Source organism: Lujinxingia vulgaris (genome assembly GCF_007997005.1).
Taxonomy (GTDB): domain Bacteria; phylum Myxococcota_A; class Bradymonadia; order Bradymonadales; family Bradymonadaceae; genus Lujinxingia.
The window spans coordinates 1-20,397 of sequence record NZ_VOSL01000028.1 but is presented as its reverse complement, the minus strand read 5'-3'; the positions used below and the strand labels follow the sequence as shown (position 1 = coordinate 20,397).

19 protein-coding genes are annotated in these 20,397 nt (G+C 65.0%); 8 read left to right on the top strand and 11 right to left on the bottom strand.

Features of this window, described 5'->3' with window-relative positions:
* Positions 1 to 31: 31 nt before the first annotated feature.
* Together holA and FRC96_RS06620 are read right to left on the bottom strand one after the other, a co-directional pair.
* Positions 32 to 1,084 carry a DNA polymerase III subunit delta gene (gene holA, locus FRC96_RS06625; protein ID WP_146973721.1) on the bottom strand — a complete coding sequence of 351 codons (1,053 nt, stop codon included), beginning with the start codon at positions 1,082 to 1,084 and terminating at the stop codon, positions 32 to 34.
* Positions 1,081 to 1,635: a hypothetical protein gene (locus FRC96_RS06620; RefSeq protein ID WP_146973720.1), complete on the bottom strand. Its 555-nt coding sequence runs from the start codon at positions 1,633 to 1,635 to the stop codon at positions 1,081 to 1,083. The genes holA and FRC96_RS06620 overlap by 4 nt, the downstream gene beginning before the upstream one ends.
* A gap of 265 nt (positions 1,636 to 1,900) precedes the next feature.
* Here FRC96_RS06620 and rpsT point away from each other — a divergent pair, with 265 nt between their 5' ends.
* Positions 1,901 to 2,173 carry a 30S ribosomal protein S20 gene (rpsT, locus tag FRC96_RS06615; protein WP_146973719.1) on the top strand — a complete coding sequence of 91 codons (273 nt, stop codon included), beginning with the start codon at positions 1,901 to 1,903 and terminating at the stop codon, positions 2,171 to 2,173.
* Positions 2,174 to 2,295: 122 nt separating this feature from the next.
* Here the strand turns inward: rpsT and FRC96_RS06610 are convergent, their stop codons facing one another.
* Complete coding sequence (locus FRC96_RS06610) at positions 2,296 to 2,862, bottom strand: hypothetical protein (protein WP_146973718.1); 567 nt, start codon at positions 2,860 to 2,862, stop codon at positions 2,296 to 2,298.
* A 128-nt stretch (positions 2,863 to 2,990) separates the two neighbouring features.
* Here FRC96_RS06610 and ftsH point away from each other — a divergent pair, with 128 nt between their 5' ends.
* From ftsH to FRC96_RS06595, 3 genes are all read left to right on the top strand, one after another.
* A complete protein-coding gene (gene ftsH, locus FRC96_RS06605) occupies positions 2,991 to 4,976 on the top strand; it encodes an ATP-dependent zinc metalloprotease FtsH (protein ID WP_146973717.1) in 1,986 nt (661 codons plus the stop codon).
* Between the two features lie 42 nt (positions 4,977 to 5,018).
* The gene (locus FRC96_RS06600; protein WP_146973716.1) at positions 5,019 to 5,807 is read left to right on the top strand and encodes a CvpA family protein; all 789 of its coding nucleotides are present in this window, start codon (positions 5,019 to 5,021) and stop codon (positions 5,805 to 5,807) included.
* A gap of 190 nt (positions 5,808 to 5,997) precedes the next feature.
* Complete coding sequence (locus FRC96_RS06595) at positions 5,998 to 6,261, top strand: hypothetical protein (RefSeq protein ID WP_146973715.1); 264 nt, start codon at positions 5,998 to 6,000, stop codon at positions 6,259 to 6,261.
* A gap of 169 nt (positions 6,262 to 6,430) precedes the next feature.
* Here the strand turns inward: FRC96_RS06595 and FRC96_RS06590 are convergent, their stop codons facing one another.
* Positions 6,431 to 9,469, bottom strand: coding sequence for a tetratricopeptide repeat protein (locus FRC96_RS06590; RefSeq protein WP_230469948.1), 3,039 nt, complete (start codon positions 9,467 to 9,469; stop codon positions 6,431 to 6,433).
* A 199-nt stretch (positions 9,470 to 9,668) separates the two neighbouring features.
* Between FRC96_RS06590 and yhbY the strand changes: the two genes are divergently transcribed.
* Positions 9,669 to 10,028 (top strand): ribosome assembly RNA-binding protein YhbY, encoded by a 360-nt coding sequence (gene yhbY, locus FRC96_RS06585; protein ID WP_146973713.1) that lies wholly within the window; start codon positions 9,669 to 9,671, stop codon positions 10,026 to 10,028.
* A 4-nt stretch (positions 10,029 to 10,032) separates the two neighbouring features.
* A complete protein-coding gene (locus tag FRC96_RS06580; RefSeq protein ID WP_146973712.1) occupies positions 10,033 to 10,668 on the top strand; it encodes an L-threonylcarbamoyladenylate synthase in 636 nt (211 codons plus the stop codon).
* Positions 10,669 to 10,765: 97 nt separating this feature from the next.
* Here FRC96_RS06580 and FRC96_RS06575 read toward each other — a convergent pair whose 3' ends face one another.
* The gene (locus FRC96_RS06575; RefSeq protein WP_146973711.1) at positions 10,766 to 11,506 is read right to left on the bottom strand and encodes an SPOR domain-containing protein; all 741 of its coding nucleotides are present in this window, start codon (positions 11,504 to 11,506) and stop codon (positions 10,766 to 10,768) included.
* Positions 11,507 to 11,677: 171 nt separating this feature from the next.
* Positions 11,678 to 12,574: an NAD(+)/NADH kinase gene (locus tag FRC96_RS06570; RefSeq protein WP_146973710.1), complete on the bottom strand. Its 897-nt coding sequence runs from the start codon at positions 12,572 to 12,574 to the stop codon at positions 11,678 to 11,680.
* Between the two features lie 224 nt (positions 12,575 to 12,798).
* Between FRC96_RS06570 and FRC96_RS06565 the strand changes: the two genes are divergently transcribed.
* Together FRC96_RS06565 and FRC96_RS06560 are read left to right on the top strand one after the other, a co-directional pair.
* Positions 12,799 to 13,131 carry an SCP2 sterol-binding domain-containing protein gene (locus tag FRC96_RS06565; RefSeq protein ID WP_146973709.1) on the top strand — a complete coding sequence of 111 codons (333 nt, stop codon included), beginning with the start codon at positions 12,799 to 12,801 and terminating at the stop codon, positions 13,129 to 13,131.
* Positions 13,132 to 13,258: 127 nt separating this feature from the next.
* Positions 13,259 to 14,503 carry a CaiB/BaiF CoA transferase family protein gene (locus FRC96_RS06560; protein WP_146973708.1) on the top strand — a complete coding sequence of 415 codons (1,245 nt, stop codon included), beginning with the start codon at positions 13,259 to 13,261 and terminating at the stop codon, positions 14,501 to 14,503.
* Here the strand turns inward: FRC96_RS06560 and FRC96_RS06555 are convergent.
* From FRC96_RS06555 to gltX, 5 genes are read right to left on the bottom strand one after another with little or no spacing between them, the layout of a single operon-like run.
* The gene (locus tag FRC96_RS06555) at positions 14,437 to 15,999 is read right to left on the bottom strand and encodes a hypothetical protein (protein ID WP_146973707.1); all 1,563 of its coding nucleotides are present in this window, start codon (positions 15,997 to 15,999) and stop codon (positions 14,437 to 14,439) included. The genes FRC96_RS06560 and FRC96_RS06555 overlap by 67 nt on opposite strands.
* The gene (locus FRC96_RS06550) at positions 15,999 to 16,829 is read right to left on the bottom strand and encodes a hypothetical protein (protein WP_146973706.1); all 831 of its coding nucleotides are present in this window, start codon (positions 16,827 to 16,829) and stop codon (positions 15,999 to 16,001) included. The genes FRC96_RS06555 and FRC96_RS06550 overlap by 1 nt, the downstream gene beginning before the upstream one ends.
* Positions 16,819 to 17,160 (bottom strand): MGMT family protein, encoded by a 342-nt coding sequence (locus FRC96_RS06545; RefSeq protein ID WP_146973705.1) that lies wholly within the window; start codon positions 17,158 to 17,160, stop codon positions 16,819 to 16,821. The genes FRC96_RS06550 and FRC96_RS06545 overlap by 11 nt, the downstream gene beginning before the upstream one ends.
* Entirely contained in the window at positions 17,157 to 18,071 is a 915-nt protein-coding gene (locus FRC96_RS06540; protein WP_146973704.1) for a hypothetical protein, read from the bottom strand. The genes FRC96_RS06545 and FRC96_RS06540 overlap by 4 nt, the downstream gene beginning before the upstream one ends.
* A gap of 43 nt (positions 18,072 to 18,114) precedes the next feature.
* Positions 18,115 to 19,512, bottom strand: coding sequence for a glutamate--tRNA ligase (gene gltX, locus FRC96_RS06535; RefSeq protein ID WP_146973703.1), 1,398 nt, complete (start codon positions 19,510 to 19,512; stop codon positions 18,115 to 18,117).
* Positions 19,513 to 20,397: the final 885 nt, after the last annotated feature.

Genomic DNA, 20,397 nt, shown 5'->3' with positions numbered 1-20,397 from the left:
GTCGCCGGCGGGGAAGAGTCAACGGAAGGGGTCAGACGCTCTGCGGGATCGCCTTCATGCAGATCCTGGCAAAGAGCAGCTCCAGGATCACGCGGTCGGGCACCGGGCTGGATTTGAGGGCCACATCCACCTCCAGCATCTGGCGAAGGATAGACGCCAGCTCATCGGGGGCAAAGGTGCGCGCGTGGCGCTGGTAATCCTTCAGGAAAAATGGCGAGACTCCCACCGCGCGCGCCGCGTCGCTGTTGCTGGCCGAGCGCAGCGCCGGATCCTGAAGGCGCGCGACGATTCGAAAATGACGGCTGATCATATGGCTGATCACAAGCGCGGACTGCCCGTCGAGGAGCATGCGCTCCATGATCAAGAGCGCCTGCTGATAGTTGCGCGCGCCCAACGCGTCGGTCAGGTCAAAGACGGTGCGCACCCGGGTATGGGCGATGATCTCTTGCACCTCGTCGATGTCGACGTGGCGGCCCTGGCCTTCGGGGGCGGCGCCCACATAAAGATCGATCTTCTCTAGGGACTGCTCCAGCTCCGCCATATCGGTGCCCACCGCGTCGACCAGGTACTGGATCACCTGGCGGCTCAGGCGCATGCCGCGACGCGCGGCCTGGCGCTCCAGAAAGGCGGGGATCTCGTTCTCGTAGAGGGCTTTGAACTCGCAGACCTCGGCGGCTTTCTTGAGCTTTTTGATGATGCCGGAGCGCCCGTCGATCTTCTTCTGTGCGGTGCGGGCGTGCAGGATCAGGCAGGTCGTTGGGCTGGGGTTCGCAAAATAGTCTTCGAGCTGACCGAGCTCCGAGAGGGGGATCTCCTGCATGTCGCGCACGACCACCAGGCGGCGCTTCGACATCATCGGCAGCATCTCGGCCGCTGAGCGGATGGCCTCCCCGCTGGCCGAGCGTCCCTGAAAGCTGTCCAGGTTAAAGTCGTTGGTGCCCTCGGGGGCGGCCGCCTCGACGATCGCCTCCACGGCGCGATCGAGGAGGTAGGTCTCCTCGCCATAGACGAAGTAGATCGGGGCGACCGGTCCTTTTTTCAGGTCTTTAAAAAACTGTCGGGCGCGATCGGCTTGTTTGCTCATGGGGAGGTCTCATTGCGGTGGTGACGATCGACCAGGTAGGCCACCCGGGTGGCGATCTGGGCCAGCGCGTCGGCGACGGCGAGCTCCTCGGCGCGCTCGACGGCCTCCAGGGCGGCCAGAGAGGAGGGCTGGTGGGTAGCCAGGGCGTCGGCGCTCACCCCGATCGCCTCGACGACTTCCAGCAGGCTCTCGTTAAAGAGCAGGGGGCAGCGCACGTCAACCTCGCTGACGAGATCGCGGTCGAAGCCAGTGGTGCGATGGGCCCCGACGGTGCAGCTTACGCGATAGGAGGCGCTGCCCGAGACGGCCAGACCGCGGCTGAAGACCTGATCGGCCAGGATCGCCTGCAGCGCCGGGGTGTTCAGGCCGAGCTCGGCCGGTGCGGCGATTGTCGCGATGGCAACGGCTCGACCCGGGCGTGCGGTGTCGTTGGCAAAACGGTAGGGGCCGCAGCTCGCGAGCACCAAGAGCGCGACATAAAAGGTCGCGCGTACGCCGAGAATCCGGGTATGAAGAGGGGTCGGGCGTTGTCGTTGGCGAGGATTATTCATAGCTTGATGTCTTACGTTATGCGCCGCGCTCTCGTCTATGTTGCCGGCGGGCTCCACGCCGGGTTATCGCTGGCTTGACAGCCCCCGGGGCCGGTGCTACCTATTCGCGTCCTGCGAGTAACCCGATTTTCAGGGTGGCGTTGACGCTCGTGGCAACCCTGAGATTGAAGTCTAAATCACGTTAAACGTTTCGATACATCCCGATGACCAGTCGCCATTATCACGGTTGATGAGGCGCCCAGTCGGGAGAAGCAAGGAGATCGTCGTGGCGAATTCAAAGTCTGCTAAAAAGCGCGCGCAACAGAACATCGTGCGCCGTGATCGTAACCGTGACGTGCGCTCGGCGCTGCGCACCAAGGCTCGCAAGTTCTTGAGCGCGGTTGAATCCGGTGACGTCAGCGCGGCTGAGACCAGCCTGCGCAACGTGGAGTCGGCGCTGGACAGCGCTGCCTCCAAAGGTGTGATTCCGCGCAAGCGCGCTGCCCGCAAGGCCAGCCGCCTGGCGCAGCACCTCGAGAAGCTGCGCGCCCAGGGCTGAGATGCCTCGCGAAGCGTAAGTTTTAAAAAAAAGCCGGCCCATTCGGGCCGGCTTTTTTTGTGGTGCGTCCGCACGCACTCCGGGTTGACGTCGCGAATGCGGGGCGGAGCTTTCTGCTCCTGTCAGGGGCTCTCGGGCAGGGCGTAGAAGTCTTCGTAAGGCGGGCCACGACGCACCAGAAAACTCCATGAGGCGCGCAGCCCGTCGATCACAACCGCGCCGCTGCGCGCGTCGAGCGCGACAGCATCGGTGAGCTCTCCGGCGACCACGCCTGCGGCCTCGCGGTCGAGCAGCTCAAAGCGCAGAGTTCCGCGCACATCATAGGAATCCTGGGCCGGGAAGCAGCTGGAGAAAAACGCCAGCCGAGCCCGGGCGTCGGCCTCGGGGTTGTCGGGATCCAGGAGCAGGTCTCGACCCACCAGATCGTCGTCCGGGTTGCTCAGTTCGATGTAGAGCACGTCGTGTCGGGCCTGAATGTCCGGGGCGGACTGCAGAAAGATGCCCAGCTTGTCGACGCGAGGGCGCAGCGCCAGCAGCTCCGGCGCCATCGGAAACCGCTCGGCCGCACACTCCGGTGCCAGGCTCAGATCATCGGCCTCAATCCGGGCAAATTCCTGCGGGTCGGAGCATCCGGCAACCGCCAGCGCCATCACGACGAGTTGGCAGCGGCTCAGGGGGGCATAGGGCATGCGAGACGTCTCCAGAGACGGGGGTACAGGGCCTTCGGGATGGATTGACCCGGACCCGGAGGGGCTTAGGTTGACTAGCCGTCGCGCGCCCGTCAAGCGCGCTTACGCTACGCTGGATGGAGTGATGGATGGCCGAGTCCTCAAATAACGCGCCTTCCCCGAAGAAGGGGGCGGATTCAAACTCCGGGGGCCTCTCCTGGCGCACCCTGCTGGTGGCGCTGGCCGTGGGGCTGGGGGCGCTGCTGATCTTTTACCAGGTTCAGGGGCCCGGCGCGGTGGTGTCGCTGCCTTATAGCGAGCTCAAAGCGCGCGTGGAGCGTGGCGAGGTGGCGCGGGTGATGCTCTCCGACCGCCAGGTGGTGGCGATGCCCACCGACGAGGTGCTCAACCGGGAGCGTCAGGCCGAGGGCGCCGAAGACTTCGAGCGGTGGCAGGCGCAGCGCCCGCTCGATGATCCCTCCCTGCTCCCTTTGCTCGAGCGGCAGGAGGTCGTGGTCGACGTCGCCCCGCAGAGCGGCTGTGCCGAAGGCGGCTTCGTGTGGATCTGGGTGCTCGGCGCGTTGATGGTCTTCATCTTCTGGAGCTTTATGATCCGCCGGATGCAGATGCTCAACGCGCAGGGCCCGGGCTCCAACTCGCCAGTGATGAGTTTTGGGAAGAGCCGCGCCCGCGTCTACGCCGAGGAGGGCACCGGGGTGACGTTTGAAGATGTCGCCGGGGTGGAAGAGGCCAAAGAGGAGCTGCGGGAGATCATCTCCTTTCTGCGCGAGCCCTCGCGCTTTACGCGGCTGGGCGGGAAGGTGCCCAAGGGCGTCCTGCTGGTCGGCCCGCCCGGTACCGGCAAGACCTTACTTGCGCGGGCTGTCGCCGGGGAGGCCGAGGTGCCATTTTTCAACTTAAGCGGCTCGGACTTTGTGGAGATGTTTGTGGGGGTGGGTGCCGCGCGCGTGCGCGATCTTTTCCAGCAGGCCCAGGAGAGCGCCCCCTGCATCATCTTCGTCGATGAGCTCGACGCCATCGGCAAGACGCGCGGCGCGGCGGGATATCAGTCCAATGAGGAGCGCGAGCAAACCCTCAACGCGCTGCTCGTCGAGATGGATGGCTTTGATACCCGAAGCGGTGTCATCATCCTGGCGGCGACCAACCGCCCCGAGGTGCTCGACCCGGCGTTGCTCCGCTCCGGGCGCTTCGACCGTCAGGTCGTGGTGGATCGTCCGGATAAGAAGGGCCGCCGCCGCATCCTGGAGGTGCACGCCCGACGCGTGGTGATGTCGCCCGATGTGGACCTTGACGTGGTGGCTGCGCAGACCCCCGGGTTTGTCGGTGCGGATCTGGCCAACATCGTCAATGAGGCCGCCTTGCTCGCGGCGCGCAAGAATAAGTCGCAGGTCGAGTTGGAGGACTTTCAGGCTTCGATCGAACGGGTGATGGCGGGGCTGGAGCGAAAGAGCCGCCGTCTCTCGGAGAAGGAGTCGCGCATTGTGGCCTTCCACGAGGCCGGGCATGCCATCGTCGCCGGCGCTATGAGTGACGCCGATCCGGTGCACAAGATCAGCATCGTCTCGCGAGGCATCGGCGCGCTGGGCTACACCCTGCAGGTTCCCCTCGAAGATCGCTACCTGGTCACGCGCAGCGAGCTGCACGATCGCATCTGCATGCTGCTGGGCGGGCGCGCCGCTGAACATATCGTGTTTGGCGACGTCTCCAGCGGGGCGGCCAATGACTTGCAACGGGTGACTGACATCGCCAGGCGTATGGTCAGCGAGTACGGAATGGGGCACGCCATCGGCAACTTGAGCTACGGCGAAGACTCCAGCCCCTTCCTCTCGCAGATGGGCGTCAGCGCTCGCGGGTATTCCGATCAGACCGCTGAGAAGATCGACGCGGAGGTCGAGCAGATCGTCAGCGTGCTCTATCAGCGTACTCTGGAGGTGTTGGAGAAAAATGTGGATCTTCTCCACGAGATGGCCGATACCCTCAGAGAGCAAGAGGTGCTCGAAGGGGCGCAGCTTGCCATGTTGATGGAACGGGTTCAGCCCGCCGAAGCGGTCAGCGGTCTCGATGGTGCGTCGGCGCTTCGAGTCCCCTCCCGGCCTGATGAGCCGGCGGGGTGAGCGCGCTTCGAGCGCGGCGTCGTCGCATAGCTCAGGGATGTTGTGACCCTCGATATGATCGCAGGTTTTGTGTGGGTGGTGCTCGTCGCGCTGGGATGGCGCTCGGGCGCACTGCGCCAGATCGTGCGCATTATCGCAGCCATCGCCGTGGTGATCGCCTCCTCCTGGATCTCGCCATGGGTTCGCGACGCCGTCTTTGACGCCCCCGGGCCTGCGACCCCGGGCGTTGAGGCGTTGAGCCTGCTGATGGCGGCAGTAGGGATCTATGTTGGGGTGGTTCTGGCCGGGTGGGTCGCCGTCAGAATTTTACGTGCGACCAGCCAGACGCTCGGCAAGCTCGATCGCCTCGCGGGTGCCGGGCTCGGCGGCATCAAGGGGCTGATTCTGGTCTATTTCGCGGTGGTACTTGTGGTGCTGATCGAGACGCCGCTGACCCGCTACGATCCCGACAACGCGCTGGGGCTGCGCGAGGGCAGGGCGGCTGAGTTCGTGCGCGAGCACAACGTGCTCGCCCCCTGGCAGTTTCCCGATCTGCGTCGCCTGCATGATGCGCTGATGAGTGGCCAACTCGCCGCAGAGAGCGGCGCCCACGACAAGGTGCGCGCGCACGGCCGGGCGGCGGATTTTCTGCGCCGCGATCTCGTGGCCTCCATGCTCAACGACGACGACCTCATGAGCGCGGTGCGTCAGGACCACTACCCGCTGACGCTCGCTGACGCGCGCGTGCGCGAGCTGCTCAATGATCGCGAGGCGGTCACAGCGCTGCGCCGCGTGCATTGGGAGACCCTGCGCTCCGATCTTGAGCGCCCTCGCGAGCCCGGCGCGACTTGAAGTCGTCTGCGGCGTTCGGACATTTAGAGATTGCGCGGTGTTTGTACGCCGGAGCCTCGCGGGGCGGACCAACACAGGGTCCACCATTGACATTTCGGGGTCTGGTGTGCATTCTTCGCGCTGCTCAACGCGCCGGAATACTTCGATGCAGCGAGCGTTGTTTGGTCAGTCGTCCGCGCAGTGAGCGGGCGTGGTCTTTGACAAAAAGGAGAACCAACATGGGGTTATCCAACTGATTGGAAAGGTCTTTTCCTCGTCGGAACAGACCGGAAAGCAGCCCGCCGTGAAGGACGAGATCGTCTTCATCGGTGAAACCCGACTTGATGCCAAGCGTGCGATGTTGCGCTACTGGGCCCGACACCAGAACGATCTGGGGTTAAGCCTGGACCAGTTCAGCGCGAAGTGTCGTCTGCTCGCAGACCACCGCACGATCGTGTACAAGGCATCTCATTGAGGAGCCAGTAATGGAGGGTTTTAGTACCCAGGCTCATCGCGACTGACCGAACGTCAGGCTTGCGGTGAGCCCTTTTTTTGCCCGGATTCTAGCGTGGATTGTACCGCTTTCGAGGTATGGGTTGCGCCCGAAGGAAACTCCTGACCGCCGGCGATACCTGGAGCGAGCTTTAGTTCACGCGGCGCTGCGCAAGCTCAATGAAGCGCTGCGCGTCGGAGTTGTTCGGATCGCGGTTGAGGACTTCCTCCCAGGTGCGGATGGCGTCCTGAAAGCGCTCCAGGCGGAAGTAGACCGTGCCCAGCTGCAGGCGGTACTCGATGTTGTCGGGGCGAGCCTGGACGGCGCGGAGTTGATAGCGCTCGGCGTCGCGCATGTTGGCCTGGTCGAAGAGGATCTGACCCAACCCGGCGTTGGCGCCGGCGTGGTTCGGGGAGGCGCTCAGCGTGCGCTCAAACGCGGCGCGAGCGGCGTCGAAGTCGCCGCGGGCGTAGGCCTGACGGCCTTCGCGGTAGGAGGCCTCCGCGTCGAACTTCGGGGTGGGCTCGGATCGCGGCCTCTCGGCTTTCGGTGAATCGTCAGACGGTCGAGGAGAGGGGGCCGCGCTCTCATGCTCCTCGGAGTTGGAGTCTGCGACCGAGCCGGGGGCGTCCCCCTCCAGGGTCGCCACGTAGCGCGCCTGAACGGCCTCGGCGCGCTGTCGGAGTGCGGCGTCGTCGGGGGCGTGCTGGCTGGCAAATCCGGAGAGGTCGCGCGCGGCCTGCCAGCGCTCCTCGGATTCCGCCTGGCGGCTGGCCTCATCGGCCGCCACCACAAAATCGCCGCGCTGCGCCTCGTAGCGCTCCGGGGCGTGCCTCTTGAGATCGGTCAGGTATTGCAGCGCGCTGTTGGAGCGGGGGTGAATCAGCGCCCCGCGCGCCAGCGCATCTTCATACTGGGCTTCCAGGCGCTCCAGATCGACGGTGGGCTCACCGGCTTCGCGCTCGCTGGTGGCGGGTTCGGTCTCCTCCTGCGGCTCATAGCTCTGCGTGAACACCAGCACGGCGATGAAGGCGGCCACCAGGAGCAGCACGATGAGCACGCGGGCGAGCTTCTCCCGGGTTCGCGTGCGCTCCTGCGCCTCGCGCAGGGCTTCGTCGGCCCAGGCGTCCTCGGAGTCGGAGAACCACCCCTCGTCAACGTCCTCGGTGGTCGCGCTACGAGAGGCGCTGACAAAGCCGATGTTGAGCTTGCCGACGTCGTCGGCGACGGCGGCGTTTCGCGCGGTTGAGACCTTCGCGGCGTCGGCGCGCGCGTCGGCGCTCGGGTCGGTGGACTCCTGCGGCTCCTCGTCTTTGAGTGCGTCGTCCACCACGATGGATGCTTCATCAGGCGAGCTCGGCGACGAGGCGTTCGCATTCTTCGAGACGTCCGCGTCGGTTTCAGGGCCCGGCGCGCCGTCCTGAAGATCGTCGGCGACGACGATGGACGGGCCTGCGGCGTCGTCGCGCGTGGACGCGGGGCCCGCGGTGGCTTCTCCGGACTGGCGTGCGGCGTCGTCTCCCGATGAAGCCGATTTATCTTCCGAGGCGGCGACATCTTGCGACGCATCCTCTGGCGCGGCCTCGCTCTTGTCGGCCGCGTCTACTTCGTCAGCCAGGGTCTGCACCGAGACGGCCGTCATCATCAGGGTTTTCTTCTCGGCGCTCTCCGAGGCATCTTCGTCGTCGGAGGGCTCGCTCGTTTCGTCCTCACCAGCGCTCGTCGGAGGTGAATCTTCGTCGGACGCGTCAGCTGTTGCATCGCTGCGATTCTCGCTTCGACGAACGGCGTTGAGAGGTTCGGTGCTCGCGGTGGCGTGTGCTTGAGCGTCGCTCGACGATGAGGAGCTTTCCTCCGCGCTGGCCTCGTCTGCGGGCGCGACTGCGTTGAGAGGAGCGGTGCGCGCGCCGGGCTCTTCCGGCTCGTCGAAGGCTCCCTCGCCATAGGGGGCTGTGGTCACCGGGGGGCGGCCCTCACCGGGATCATCAATGATGACGCGGGGAGGGATGTCTTCGGAAGACAGCGACGCGTCGGTCTCCTGATCTTCGGCGTGGGCCACCGCTGGCATGCCCAGCATGGTGTGGCGCTCGTGCTGGGGCTCGGTCTGCCCGACGCTGTCGATGGCGGCGTCATCGCCCGTCTGTGGCGAGGTGAAGGCCGGCAACGCCTGGGGTCCGGTCTGGCCGGGTCGGTCGAAGACGGCCTTCGAGGCCGGAGCAAGGGGAGGCGCGACCTCGTCGGGGGAGCTCCCGAGGATGTTTGAGAGCGCAGCGATGATGGCGCCGGGCGCCTGAAAACGACGCGCCGGGTCGCGCGCGAGGCTCATGCGTAGAAGATCGACCAGCGCATCGGGTGCATCACTCAGATCGACGCTGTCGAACGAGGGAACGTCCGGGTAGCGCTCCACCTCTATCAGCTGTACAGGGGTTGCGTCGGCCGGAAGGGGAGACTCGCCAGTGAGGGCATAATAGATCAGGGCGCCTGCCGAGAAGACGGCGGCCGCCCTGGGGTTGGAAGCCGGATCTCGCAGAAGTTCGGGAGCGACGCAGTCCAGCCACACCGGCAACGCCTCACGCGGGGTGGAGTCGTCGATCGCAGGCAGCTCGCCAGCCAGCTCACCCAGCAGCCAACCCCCGACCTGAATTCCGGAGTGGTCTGGCTGAAGGTAAACCGACGAAGGGCTAACCCCCATTGGCGAGATGCCCTGCTCGCAGAGCCAATCCAGCGCTCGCGCAAGCTTGCAGCCCATCTCCAGCGCCTCGCGCCAGGGAAGCGGTCCGTGCGCCTTCAGCGTTTGAGCCAGCGAGTCTCCGTCGGCGAGCTCTTCGGCGATGAAGTGTGGTAGCTGCTGTGTGAACAGTCCGGCGGCGCTCAAGATCTGAGGCGGAAGCGGCGAGTGAGACTTTAACGTCTCCAATGACGTGCGGGCCCGGGCCAGCGAGGCAGTGGGGTAGGTGCGATGGAATACCCGCACCTGCACGTCGGTCCCATCGTTGAGCATTCGCCCCCGGTAGAGCTCGCCCAGGTGGTCGGTACGGAGGAACGCCTCCAGGTTGACCACACCGTGGAGTGAGGAGCCCGCCAGGCGGCCGGGCGTCTCGCTCTTCTTCGTCAGCAACCGGGTGCCGTCATGGGGACAGAAGATCTCCTCGCCCTCAAATTGCGCCTTACAGGTTGGGCAGTATTTCACAGACATTCCTCAACGCAGGGGTCTTAGCGCGAAAGCCGGCCCGAAACCTCGTGGAGCCGAACGCGCGGTATCGTACACGTCGCTATGAAGCAGGCCAAGCCGACGGTGGCAGGGGCCGGTGGTCCGGGCGGTTGCCCGCTCGCGCAGAACTCTCTATAAGGGCGCTCGATTCGACCCTCATTCCTCCAAGGAACGACGCATGACAGCATCAACTTCTTCATCGAGCGCCGGCCTGGTCCAGCGCCTGAGCCCTCGCCTCACCGGCAAGCAACGTCGCTACCTGCGCACGCTCGCGCACTCGCTGAAGCCTCTGGTCTACGTGGGGCAGAAGGGGATCAGCGAGAACCTGATCGAGAACGTCAGCGCGCAGCTGCTGGCCCATGAACTGATCAAGGTTAAGATCCATGAAGGCGACGGAATGGTGGAGGCTGCCGAGGCCATCGTCGCCGGCACCGGCGCACAGCTCGCCCAGAAGATCGGGCACACCCTGGTGCTCTACAGGCCGCATCCTGAGAAACCCACGATTACGTTGCCGCGCGACACCGCGGCGGGATCTTAAACCCATGATCATTGAGCTAAACCCCGAATATCCCCAGCCGCGTCGCGTCGACCAGGTCGTCGAGGTGCTCAAGAGCGGGGGGCTGGTCGCCTACCCCACCGATACCGTCTACGGCATCGGTTGCGACATCTTTAATAAGAAGGCTGTCGAGCGCCTGCAGTCGCTGGTGCGCGAGATCAAAGGCCAGCCCGACCACAGCCCCCTCTCGTTCATCTGCCGCGACCTGAGCAACATCTCGGAGTACGCGCTGGTTAACGACTTCGCCTACCGCACGCTGCGGCGGATGCTGCCCGGGCCTTACACCTTTATTCTCGAGGCGACCAAGCTGGTGCCCAGGGTGATGCTCAACAAGCGTAAGACTGTGGGCATCCGTGTGCCCGAGAGCCCCATCGCGCTGGCGCTGATCGAGGCGCTGGGCAACCCGGTGGCCAACACCAGCGCCACACACCCCGATGGTGAGCTGATCCCGGACCCCTGGACGATTCAGGAGCTCTACGGGCACTCCGTGGATCTGATTGTCGACGGGGGCTACGTCTTCCCGGAGCCCTCCACGGTGATCGATTTCTCCGGAGACCTCCCGCAGTTGATTCGCAAAGGAAAAGGGCCGGTCGGGGACCTGGAGTACGTCGAGCTGATCTGAGCGCGCGTCGCCACGGTGATGCTCGCCAGCGACACAAAAAAGCCCGCGCTCCCCATCTGGGGGCGCGGGCTTTTTTGTGTCGTCACACAACCCGAACTTAGAGCGGCGTCACAAAGGTGCGGACCTCACGGGTGCGCTCAAGCTGGGACTGATGCGCGCGGGCTTGCTCGACGGTGGCGAACTTGCCGATGCGCACCCGGTAGAACTTGCCCTGGCCGGGGATGTCGGCGGCGATCACGTGCGGCGCGAGGCCCTGAGCGCTGAGCTTGTCCATCTCGGCGCGGGCGCGCTCCATCGTCGGGTGTGAGGCCACCTGGAGGGTGTAGCGAGCGGCTTCAACCTCCTCGGTGGCCGCGACGTCGGCGGGTTCAGCGGCAGCCTGTTCAACCGGAGCCGGGGCGGCCGCTGCGCGTTGAGGCTCCTCGGCCGGGGTCGGCGGTGTGGGCGCTTCGGGCTCTGGCTCGGCGACCTTCTCAGCGACGGGTTTTGGCGCCGCGACGGGGGCCGCCGTCTCGGGTTGCCCGGCATTCTTGCGCGTGATCAGGGGGCGCGCCTCGGGGCGAGTAAGGCTCTCGTAAAAGGAGAAGATCGCGTCGCGCGGAGTGCTCGTCTCGGCGTCGGCGTCATCGCCTTTGGCGGCGACTTGCGTCGGGGCCAGGCGCTGGCTGGCCAGCGCCGGCTGCCCCACCGACACCAGGGGAGGGAGGCTGTCTTCGAGCATGATGCGCTGACCGGCGATCAGCCCGGCGCTAAACACCAGAGCTAACACCGTGGTCCCGAGGATCAGTCGGCCTGCGCTCAGCCCGCGTTCAGGTTTTGAATGTCGTCGTCGGCTCATCGTGCGTTCCAGCTCGTGATTCAGGGTTGCGCCATCGCGTCGCTTCGTGTCGCAAAGCGTCGCGGGTCACAACCGGACCGTAGCACAGGCGGATCGGTCGACAAGATTTTTGTCACCATCGGCGTCACTTTCGCAGAGGAGGGCTCGGGCAGCCCGGTGAGGGCAGCGCGCTTAAGCCGTGCGGCGCTCTTCCTCCAGCCCGTAGAGGAGCAGGGGAGGCGCATCGGGATCGATGGTCAGCGTCGCCCCCACGCCGAACTCCAGGGCCAGGTGGGGGCCGTCGAGAAAGATGCGCCCCTCCCGCATGCGCGAGACGACCTCGAAGGGCTCGTGCATGGGGACCAGCCCCTTAAGAAAGCGGTAGCCCCCCTGCGCGGGCGGATAGGGCTCGCGCACCAGGTATTGAAAACTCTGGCTGCGAAAAGGCAGCACGTAGCCACCCGCCGAGCGGATCGCTGCCGTTGATCCGGCCGGGGTTGCGAACCAGATGCCGCTGGACTTCTGCCCCTCGATCGGGTGGTTGCCGACCTTGAGCAGGTAGGTCGAGACGGCGGCCGGGTTGGCATGCGTGATCAAGACGTCGTTGAGCACCGGAGGCCCGACCTGCTCGCCATTGAGGCAGACGAAAAAGCGTCGCAGCCGGGTCGGCTCCCAGTCGTCGGTCAGCGTGCGTTCGAGAAGGCGCTGAAAATCAGACGCAAACCCGGCGCAGAAGTAGCCCACGCTCGCCGCAGGATCGCTGTTGATCGCCAGCATCGGCGTCTCGACGATGCGGTGGGAGAGATCGAGGACGGTGCCATCTCCCCCGACGGCGATGATGAGGTCGTAGCCGGAGGTGTCTGTGACGTCGCCCCGGTAGCAGGCCTCGAAATCAACGCCCCGGGCGCTCAGATGCTCCAGAATCGTCTCCAGGCTCTGCTGGTGCGCGCGGTGCGAGGCACGCAGGCGAGCGACGCTGACGTGCCCCTCGTCGATGAGGTGCGCGACGGCCTGGTCGCCCTGATCGAGGACGTATTGCTCGTAGCGGCTCTTTTTGTAGGCGACCAGCAGTCGCGCGTTGGTGCTCATAGGTGCCCCGCAGGGGAAATCGTAACGAAGTGAGCTTGCCGCCTCGCCAGCGGTTTATAGACTTCGCCCGCGCCGCGCGGCAAGCTCCCACCTTGCAGCGGCCGGGGCGCCGTGCTAGCTAAAGCGCCGATTCATGTTGTGAGTAAACGCTCAGCGGGCCGTGACCAGCCCGAGCGTTTCATAATCAGGTCGAAGTTAACCGCTTAGATGCTCAGGAGCATACGATGTCTGATCTGACCGCCCGCTCGATCTTCGAAGAAGTGCTTCCCGCCAACCTTAAAGAGAGCCCGGACAAGGCCAAGTCCACCAACGCCGTGTATGTCTTCAACATCACCGGCGATGATGGTGGCACCTGGACGCTCGACTTCACCAAAGATGAAGACTTCGTCAGCGAAGGTGAGAACGCCGAAGCGGATTGCAGCATCACCATGAAGGACGGCGATTTTGTCGACATGTGGGAAGGCCGCCTCTCCGGCCCCCAGGCCTTCATGATGAACAAGATCAAGATCCAGGGGAACATGGGTCTGGCGATGAAGCTTCAGAACTTCATCGGTTGATCGCGCGTTGAGCCGGGCGACTCGCCCGGCTCGGGCCATTGAAGGCGCACCCGACATCGCGTTCGGCGTGCGCTTTTTTGTGTCTGCACCGCAGGCCTACTGAGCATTCTGGACGCAGGAGAGAGAGATGAGCGAAACGTCGCATGCTGCCCCTGAGACCACGTTCTTAAAAGGCGTGAAGGTCCTTGATCTGAGCCGACTTCTGCCCGGTCCCTTCGCCTCGCTCTTGCTGGCGGATATGGGCGCCGATGTGCTCAAGATCGAAGATCCGCGCGGAGGCGACTACGCCCGCTACTACCCGCCGTTGGTCGATGGGGTGGGGGCGTTTTATGCCAGCGTAAACCGCAACAAGCGCTCGATGACCCTGGATCTGAAGTGCGCGCAGGGGCGAGAGGTCCTGGAGCGGCTGCTTGAGGATCGCGACGTGCTTCTGGAGAGCTTTCGCCCGGGGGTGATGGCGCGGCTGGGGCTCGATCCGCAGGGGCTGCGGGAGCGCTTCCCGGGGCTTGTGATCTGCTCGGTTTCGGGGTTCGGGCAGAGCGGCCCGGCGCGCGATAGGGCCGGTCACGATCTGAACTTCGTGGCGCGCGCCGGGCTGCTTGATCAGAACGCGCGCGCCGGTGAGGCGCCGGTGGTGCCGGGCTACCAGGTGGCGGATCTGGCCGGGGGCGCGCTCTATGCGGCGCTGGGGATCTGCGGGGCGCTCTTTGCCCGAAGTCGCAGCGGAGAGGGGGCGTGGCTGGACATCTCGATGAGCGAGGGGGCGTTGAGCCTGATGGCGCCGGCCATTGCGATGCGGGCCGCTGGCGAGGCGATGGCCCCGGGCCAGGGCATGCTCAGCGGGGGGCTTCCCTGCTACCGCGTCTATGAGACGGCCGACGGGCGCTATATGGCGGTCGCCGCGCTGGAGCCGAAGTTCTGGGAGGCCCTGATCGGGGCGCTGAAGAAGCCGGAGCTCTCGGGTCGAGGGATGCTCAGCGGTGAGGATGGCGAGGAGGTCGCTGCCGAGCTCGCGTCGATCTTCCGAAGTCAGCCGCAATCCCATTGGGAGCAGATGCTGGGAGAGGTGGACTGCTGTGTTGAGCCGGTGCGCGAGCTCGGGGAGCTGGTCGATGATGCCATCTACCAGGCCCGCAACGTCTTCTTCGAGCTGCAGGGCGTGCGTCAGGTTCGCTCGCCAGTCCGCGTCGTCGCCGACGGCAACGACGTGGCGGCGCATCGCCCGGCTCCCGAGCATGGTGAACATACGGAGGAGGTGTTGAACGCGCTGGGCTATACGTCTGAAGCGATCGACGCGCTTCGACGTCAGGGCGCGATCGCCCAGGGTTCGGAGGGCGTCTCAGTGGCGGGTGGTGGCAGGAGCACGCCGTAATGACCACCGCCTTCCAGTGGCGCGAGCGTGCCCGGGCGCCAGGCGCTGCCCGCGCCGACAGCGCGCCAGGTGGGGCCCGCTCCAAACTGAGGCAGGGCGATGAGGCGCGGGAGGTCTTCGGTTGTCTCGGACGGGGCGATAGCCGCTGGCGAGAGCGCACCCATGGCCACGTAGAGGTCCGTCGTCGCCCGAAACTCACCGGGGTTGATGGCGCCATGCGCTTTGTGCGCTTCGGCGAGAAAGTCGACGGGCAGCAGCGCCGTGCGTGCCGGAGCGTCGTGGGCAGCAGGCCCGCTGAAGACGCGCGAGGGCAGGGGGTAGCGCGTCGCCTCAAAGACATCCGGGGGGCCGAAGAAGGCCGGCGCGATCGATACGGCGATCAAGCCCGCAACCAGCGCCAGACGTGTTCGGGCGAACCCGGGCGTACGCTTCGAGCCTTGTTCGAGCTCAGTGAGGTGGGCGAGACCCGGAGCACATAGAATCGCGAGGGCGGCAATGGCAAGCGCGCTCATCTCCACGCCCCAGGCCGAGGGGCCGCGAGCAAGCCAGGGCAGCAGGACACTGGCCAGGAGGAGCGCCACGAGCGCACGCGCCAGGCGCTGCTCCCTCAGCCACCGCCAGGGCCTCGCCAGGTAGAGCCCCAAGAGCATCGCCACGAGCACTGCCGGAGAGGTCGCCTCCACCCAGGTCATCAGCCCGATGGTCAGCGGCGGGCGAGCCGGCGGGTACGTGTGCCCCCGGTAGACAAGTTCGGGGCCGCTGGCCAGCAGCGGTTCCAGAAAGACGTCGGGGAGCGTCTGGGCCGGGTCGGGCCAGAAGCCGGGAAAGGCCAGAAAGAGGGCGGTGCCGAAGATAAGAATCAGCAGGTGATCGAGACGAAGGATGATGCCGCCTGCCGCGTCGCGATCGCCGAGAAGTTCCGCCGCCACAAGGAGAACCGCCAGCGCGAAGGCGCCGATCCAGCTGAGCCCGAGCATCGCGAGCAAGGTCGCGGCAGCCGCGATGCCAAGAGGATGGATGGTCGGCGCTGTCCACAACCAGAGAAAGGCCAGCGTGAGCGTCACGATCATCGCATCAGGCGCGTGGGCGCCAGCGAGCCCCAGCCAGGGCAGCGCGCAGAGGGCGACGAGAGCGGCGGCTAGAGCGCTGCGAGGGCCTCCCAGCCGAAGCGCCATCGCGCCGACGAACAGGGTGGAGAGTGCGACGCACGCGATGTTCAGAAGGTGCATCCAGCGGGCGGCGAACGCGGGGGTGATGGCGCTGAAGAAGGTCGCGGCCAGGTCGGCCACATAGATACCTTCGAGGCTGAGAAGCGCGCCGAGATCGCCTGTGCGCAGGCCCTGGGCGCGCGTAAGACCGCGCTCCAGCATGGCGAGTCCGTCGGGCGTGGTGCCGCGGTAGCCCAGGGTGGCCACCAGAGCCGCCGCGATGATGCCGATCGCTGCCAGCAGCGCGCGGTTGGAGAGAGGAAAGGGCGTGGTGGGTACGGGTCGCATCAGCGGTACTCGAATCGGTAGCAGAAGTGACGCCGACCGGGGTTGGTGGCGAAGATGTCCAGCGTTAACGCGGCAGTGTCCGCGTCGTCGGGTAGGGGGAGCGCCTGCCAGCCTCGGCGATCGCGGTGGGTGTGGTGAAGTTGCGCCTCCCCCCACGTCACGCTCACTTCAACGGGCACCCCGGTACCGACCGAGGAGTCGCGCAGGCCGGTGAGCAGCGTGAGTGTGCGGCCCTGATCATCGCGGGTGGGCATCTCGGGGTAGGCGATGCGCAGTGTTCTGCCGGGCAGCGGATGCGCCCAGTTGCAGGTGACGCGCTCGCCATCGACCTCGACCTGGCGTGGTCCAGGGCGCATCCAGTCGGGTTCTCCGCAGCGGGCAAAGCCGGCGTCATCACGGGGGCAGGGCGTCGCCTGGCCTTGGGCGTCCAGGGTCTCAACGCGCGCCAGATCGAAGATGGGGAGGGCGTTCAGTTTGGCGGGCTCCCAGATCGCCCAGCCGTCCTGGCCGCTCACCCGGGTCATCCCGGCGTCTGCAAAGCGCTCGGAGTCGTCGCGATAGCTCAACACCAGCGAGCTCGGCGGCCAGCTCGAGAGCAGCGCGACCGGACGCGATGCGAGGTCTGGATGCGTGCGCAGCGCGCGGTAGGCGACGTGATGGGTGACGAGTAGGATCGGCGCGGGATGCTCCGCCACCACCGCGGCGACCTCCGCGGGAAGTGCCGGCGCATCGCTGCGGGGGAAGACGAGGGCCATCACCAGGCCGGCTGCAGCGACCACCAGCGCGATGATGACGGATCCGGAGGAGCGTTGAGGAGGTTTAGTCGACATCCCAGAAGATCTCCCGAGGTTGCCAGCGGTAGGTGTTGAGGTCGCAGCGGCCTTTGTCGTCGAAACGTACACCTTCGGCCTCTAAGAGCGCGCGTTGCAATTCGGCGCGCCCCAGGTCGCCTTTAAACGAGACGCGCCCCCGGGCGTTGATCACGCGCTGCCAGGGGAGATCCCCCACGTTCTCCAGGGCGTGGCGCAGCAGGGTACCGACGGCGCGTGCGGCGCGCGGGCTTCCGGCGTAGCCGGCGATCTGACCGTAGGTCGCCACGCATCCAAAGGGGATGCGCGAGACGAGCCAGTATACGCGCTGGGAGAAGTCGTCCTGGCTCATCGCTGTGGGACCTCGATGACGTCTACGGCGCGCTGGCTGAAGTCGTCGAGCCAGGCATCTCGGGGCGCCAAAAAGGACGGTGCGTCGCTCCAGCCGGGATGCCAGAGGAGAAGATGGCGGGCCTCCGCGCCCGAGGTCGTTGCGACAAGGACGTAGGTCCATGCCTCGTTGCTGAGGGTTGCCGTCTGACAGGAGGGGCCGCAAGGCGCCGCAGCGGGTGTTGAATCGGCGGGCACGGGGAGCTGTTCGGCGTAGCGCTCCATGAGCAGGGCCAGGTAGGCCTCGGCAGAGAGGGCATAGGTTAAGGGCTCGGCCAGCGCGTACCCCTCGATGAGGGTGAGGGGGGCGGTGATGGCTCGGAGTTGGGCGCGGCGGGGCACCCCGGAGGCGTCGGGAGGGGCGAGCGAGACGACGTCCGGAGCGCCGAGTGCCTGGCCGAGGGGGAGGTCTGCCGACGCGTTCTCAACCGGGCGCAGCTCCGGGGAGATACCACGCGCCAGAGCGCTTAGCGTCTTTCGCGATCGCCGGGTGTCGTCTTCGCCACCACTCTGCAAACGCACCACCCAGGTCGCGCGGGAGGTGGTCGTGATCAACGCGCGACTGATGAGCTGAGCGTCTCGCGATTGCTCGATCCACCATTGGCCCGGTCCGGCGGGCTCTGTGTCAAAGGTGTCATGGACGCTCGCGAGCCGGTCGCGTTGCAACGTGAGCCGGTACGCTGCCAACGCCTGCGCCGGGGCATAGGCGTGTTCGAGTCGATACACCGCTGCGGTGCTCCGGCGCCCCTGCGCCTCGAAAAGCGCAGGGGCCTGAGCCTCGACCGGCTCAAAGGAGTGCGGCGTGCGCCAGCTCAGCGCCTCCGACGGATGCGACTGCACGCTGGCACAGGCCTGAAGCGCTAACGCCATCATCACCCAGGCTGCCCTGGTCGAGATGCCCCGTGATCGTCGACGATCAGGCATCGCCGACATACTCGCTGTAATAGGCGAGCCCTTTCTGCAGGCGGGCGATGGCGATGTCCCGGTCGAAGGTGGCCACAAGATCGTAGACCGAGGGGCTGTTGGTGGCGCCGGTCAGCGCGATGCGTGTGGGTTGTGCGACCTTCGCCATTCCGAGCTCAAACTCGGCCATCACCTCTTTATAAACAGCCTCGATCGCCGGGGCGCTCCAGTCTTCTAGCGCGCTCAGACGCTCCACCAGCGCGGCAAAACCCTCCAGGCCCCCGGCTTTTAGCCATTTCTTGGAGGCTTTCTCGTCGTAGGTGACGTCTTCCGTGAAGAAGTAATGGCTTTCCTCGGTGAGCGCGACCATGGTGTTGACCCGGTCGCGCATCAGCGCGGTGATCGCGATGAGTCGATCGTCGAGTTCCACCGAGTACCCGGCCTCCTGAAGGTAGGGCAACCAGCGACTGGCGAGCTCTTTCGGCTCCAGACGTTTCATCCACTCCGAGTTCACCCACAGGAACTTGTCCTGATCAAAGGTCGACGAACTGCGTCCCACGTGGTCAAAGCCGAAGAAGGACTCGAGCTCGGCCATCGTAAAGATCTCCTGATCGCCATGCGACCAGCCCAGGCGGCTGATGTAGTTGACAATCGCCTCTTTCAAAAAGCCCTGCTCGCGGTAGACCTGCACCGAGGCGGAGCCCTTTCGCTTGCTCAACCCGTCAATAAGCGGGAGGTGCCCAAAGGTCGGGATGTCGTAGCCCAGCGCCTGGTAGACCGGGATCTGCCGGAAGGTGTTGTTGAGGTGGTCGTTGCCCCGGATCACGTGGCTGATGTTCATCGTGGCGTCATCCACGACGACCACGAAGTTGTAGGTCGGTGAGCCGTCACTGCGCGCGATGATGAAGTCGTCGAGCTCTTTGACGTCGACAGTGACCGTGCCCTGCACCATATCGTCGATGGTGAGCGTGCCCTCCAGCGGCATCTTGATGCGGATAACGAAGGGTTCGCCCTCGGGGTGGTCGGTGCGGTCGCGCCACTTGCGCGAGTACATCGGCTTACGCCCCTCAGCCAGGGCCTTCTCGCGGTCGGCCTCAAGTTCCTCGGGAGTTGAGAAGCACTTATAGGCGTGACCGGCGGCCAGAAGCGCGTCGATCTTCTCCTTATAGAGGTCGAAACGCTGCGTCTGGTAGTAGGGCCCTTCATCGGGAGCCATGCCCAGCCACTCCATCGCATCCAGGATCACCTGGGTGTACTCCGGTTTGCTGCGTTCAAGGTCGGTGTCTTCAATGCGAAGCACGAAGGTCCCGCCTTCTTTACGCGCGAAGAGGTAGTTAAAGAGCGCGGTGCGCGCTCCACCCATATGCAGGTAGCCGGTAGGAGAAGGCGCAAAGCGAACGCGAACAGACATGGGTAGCTCCGTCAAAGCTCAAAGAACATCGTCAAGCGGCCAGCCTTTCGAGGCACGGAAATGCCCGAAAACTCGCCGCGTAAAGGGCACCGCGGCTTCTAACACGCGCGAAAATTGAGGGTCAAGCCGGCCTCCGGAGGCCTCAACAAGGGCGGGCTGTGGAAAACTATTCAGCAAAACTCCTTGACCGAACTCGCGCCATCGCCCATAAAGCGCCTCCCGACGACGGGGGCCGCAAACGCGGCTCGCAACGAAAGGGAAAAAGGATGCGAAAACATCCTTGACGAGGCGAACGCAGCAACGTAGAAACCGCCTCCGCTCAACGCGACGCCAACACGGGCCGCAGTGAGCAACGTCAGAACGGTTTTTCGAAACGTTGAAAACTTTCAAAATTCTCGAAAAACAACTTGACGGCAACAAACGCGGACAGTAAGTTCCGCATCCCTCGACGGGGCGCCAAAAAGAAACACGGCGAAACGCGAGGCAAGGTCGAGACAAGCTCTCGACGCTCTTTGAAAAGTTCATAGGAATCCAGACAGGGCATGTTCAATGCCTTGTCGGACAGCAAGCGTTTTTACAAGCAAAGCAATGTCAAGAGCTTATGCTGTGCAGGTGGGTTGAAGTTACATGACGTGAGCGTACGAACGACAGGTTCTCGTCAAGCGCATGTGACACGAGCGCAAGGCATTATTTAAAGCGGCAAACCTATGACCCGGCAGGGTCGTATCGGGTCGCGTTGGTAATGTCGAAAGTGTTCGTAAAACAAATCAACACCGATACAACCTGCACTACGAAATCCATCACACCACTTCGACTGCTTAGGTGCAGCGAAGGTGATGGGGATCCTAATCAAACTGGAGAGTTTGATCCTGGCTCAGAATGAAC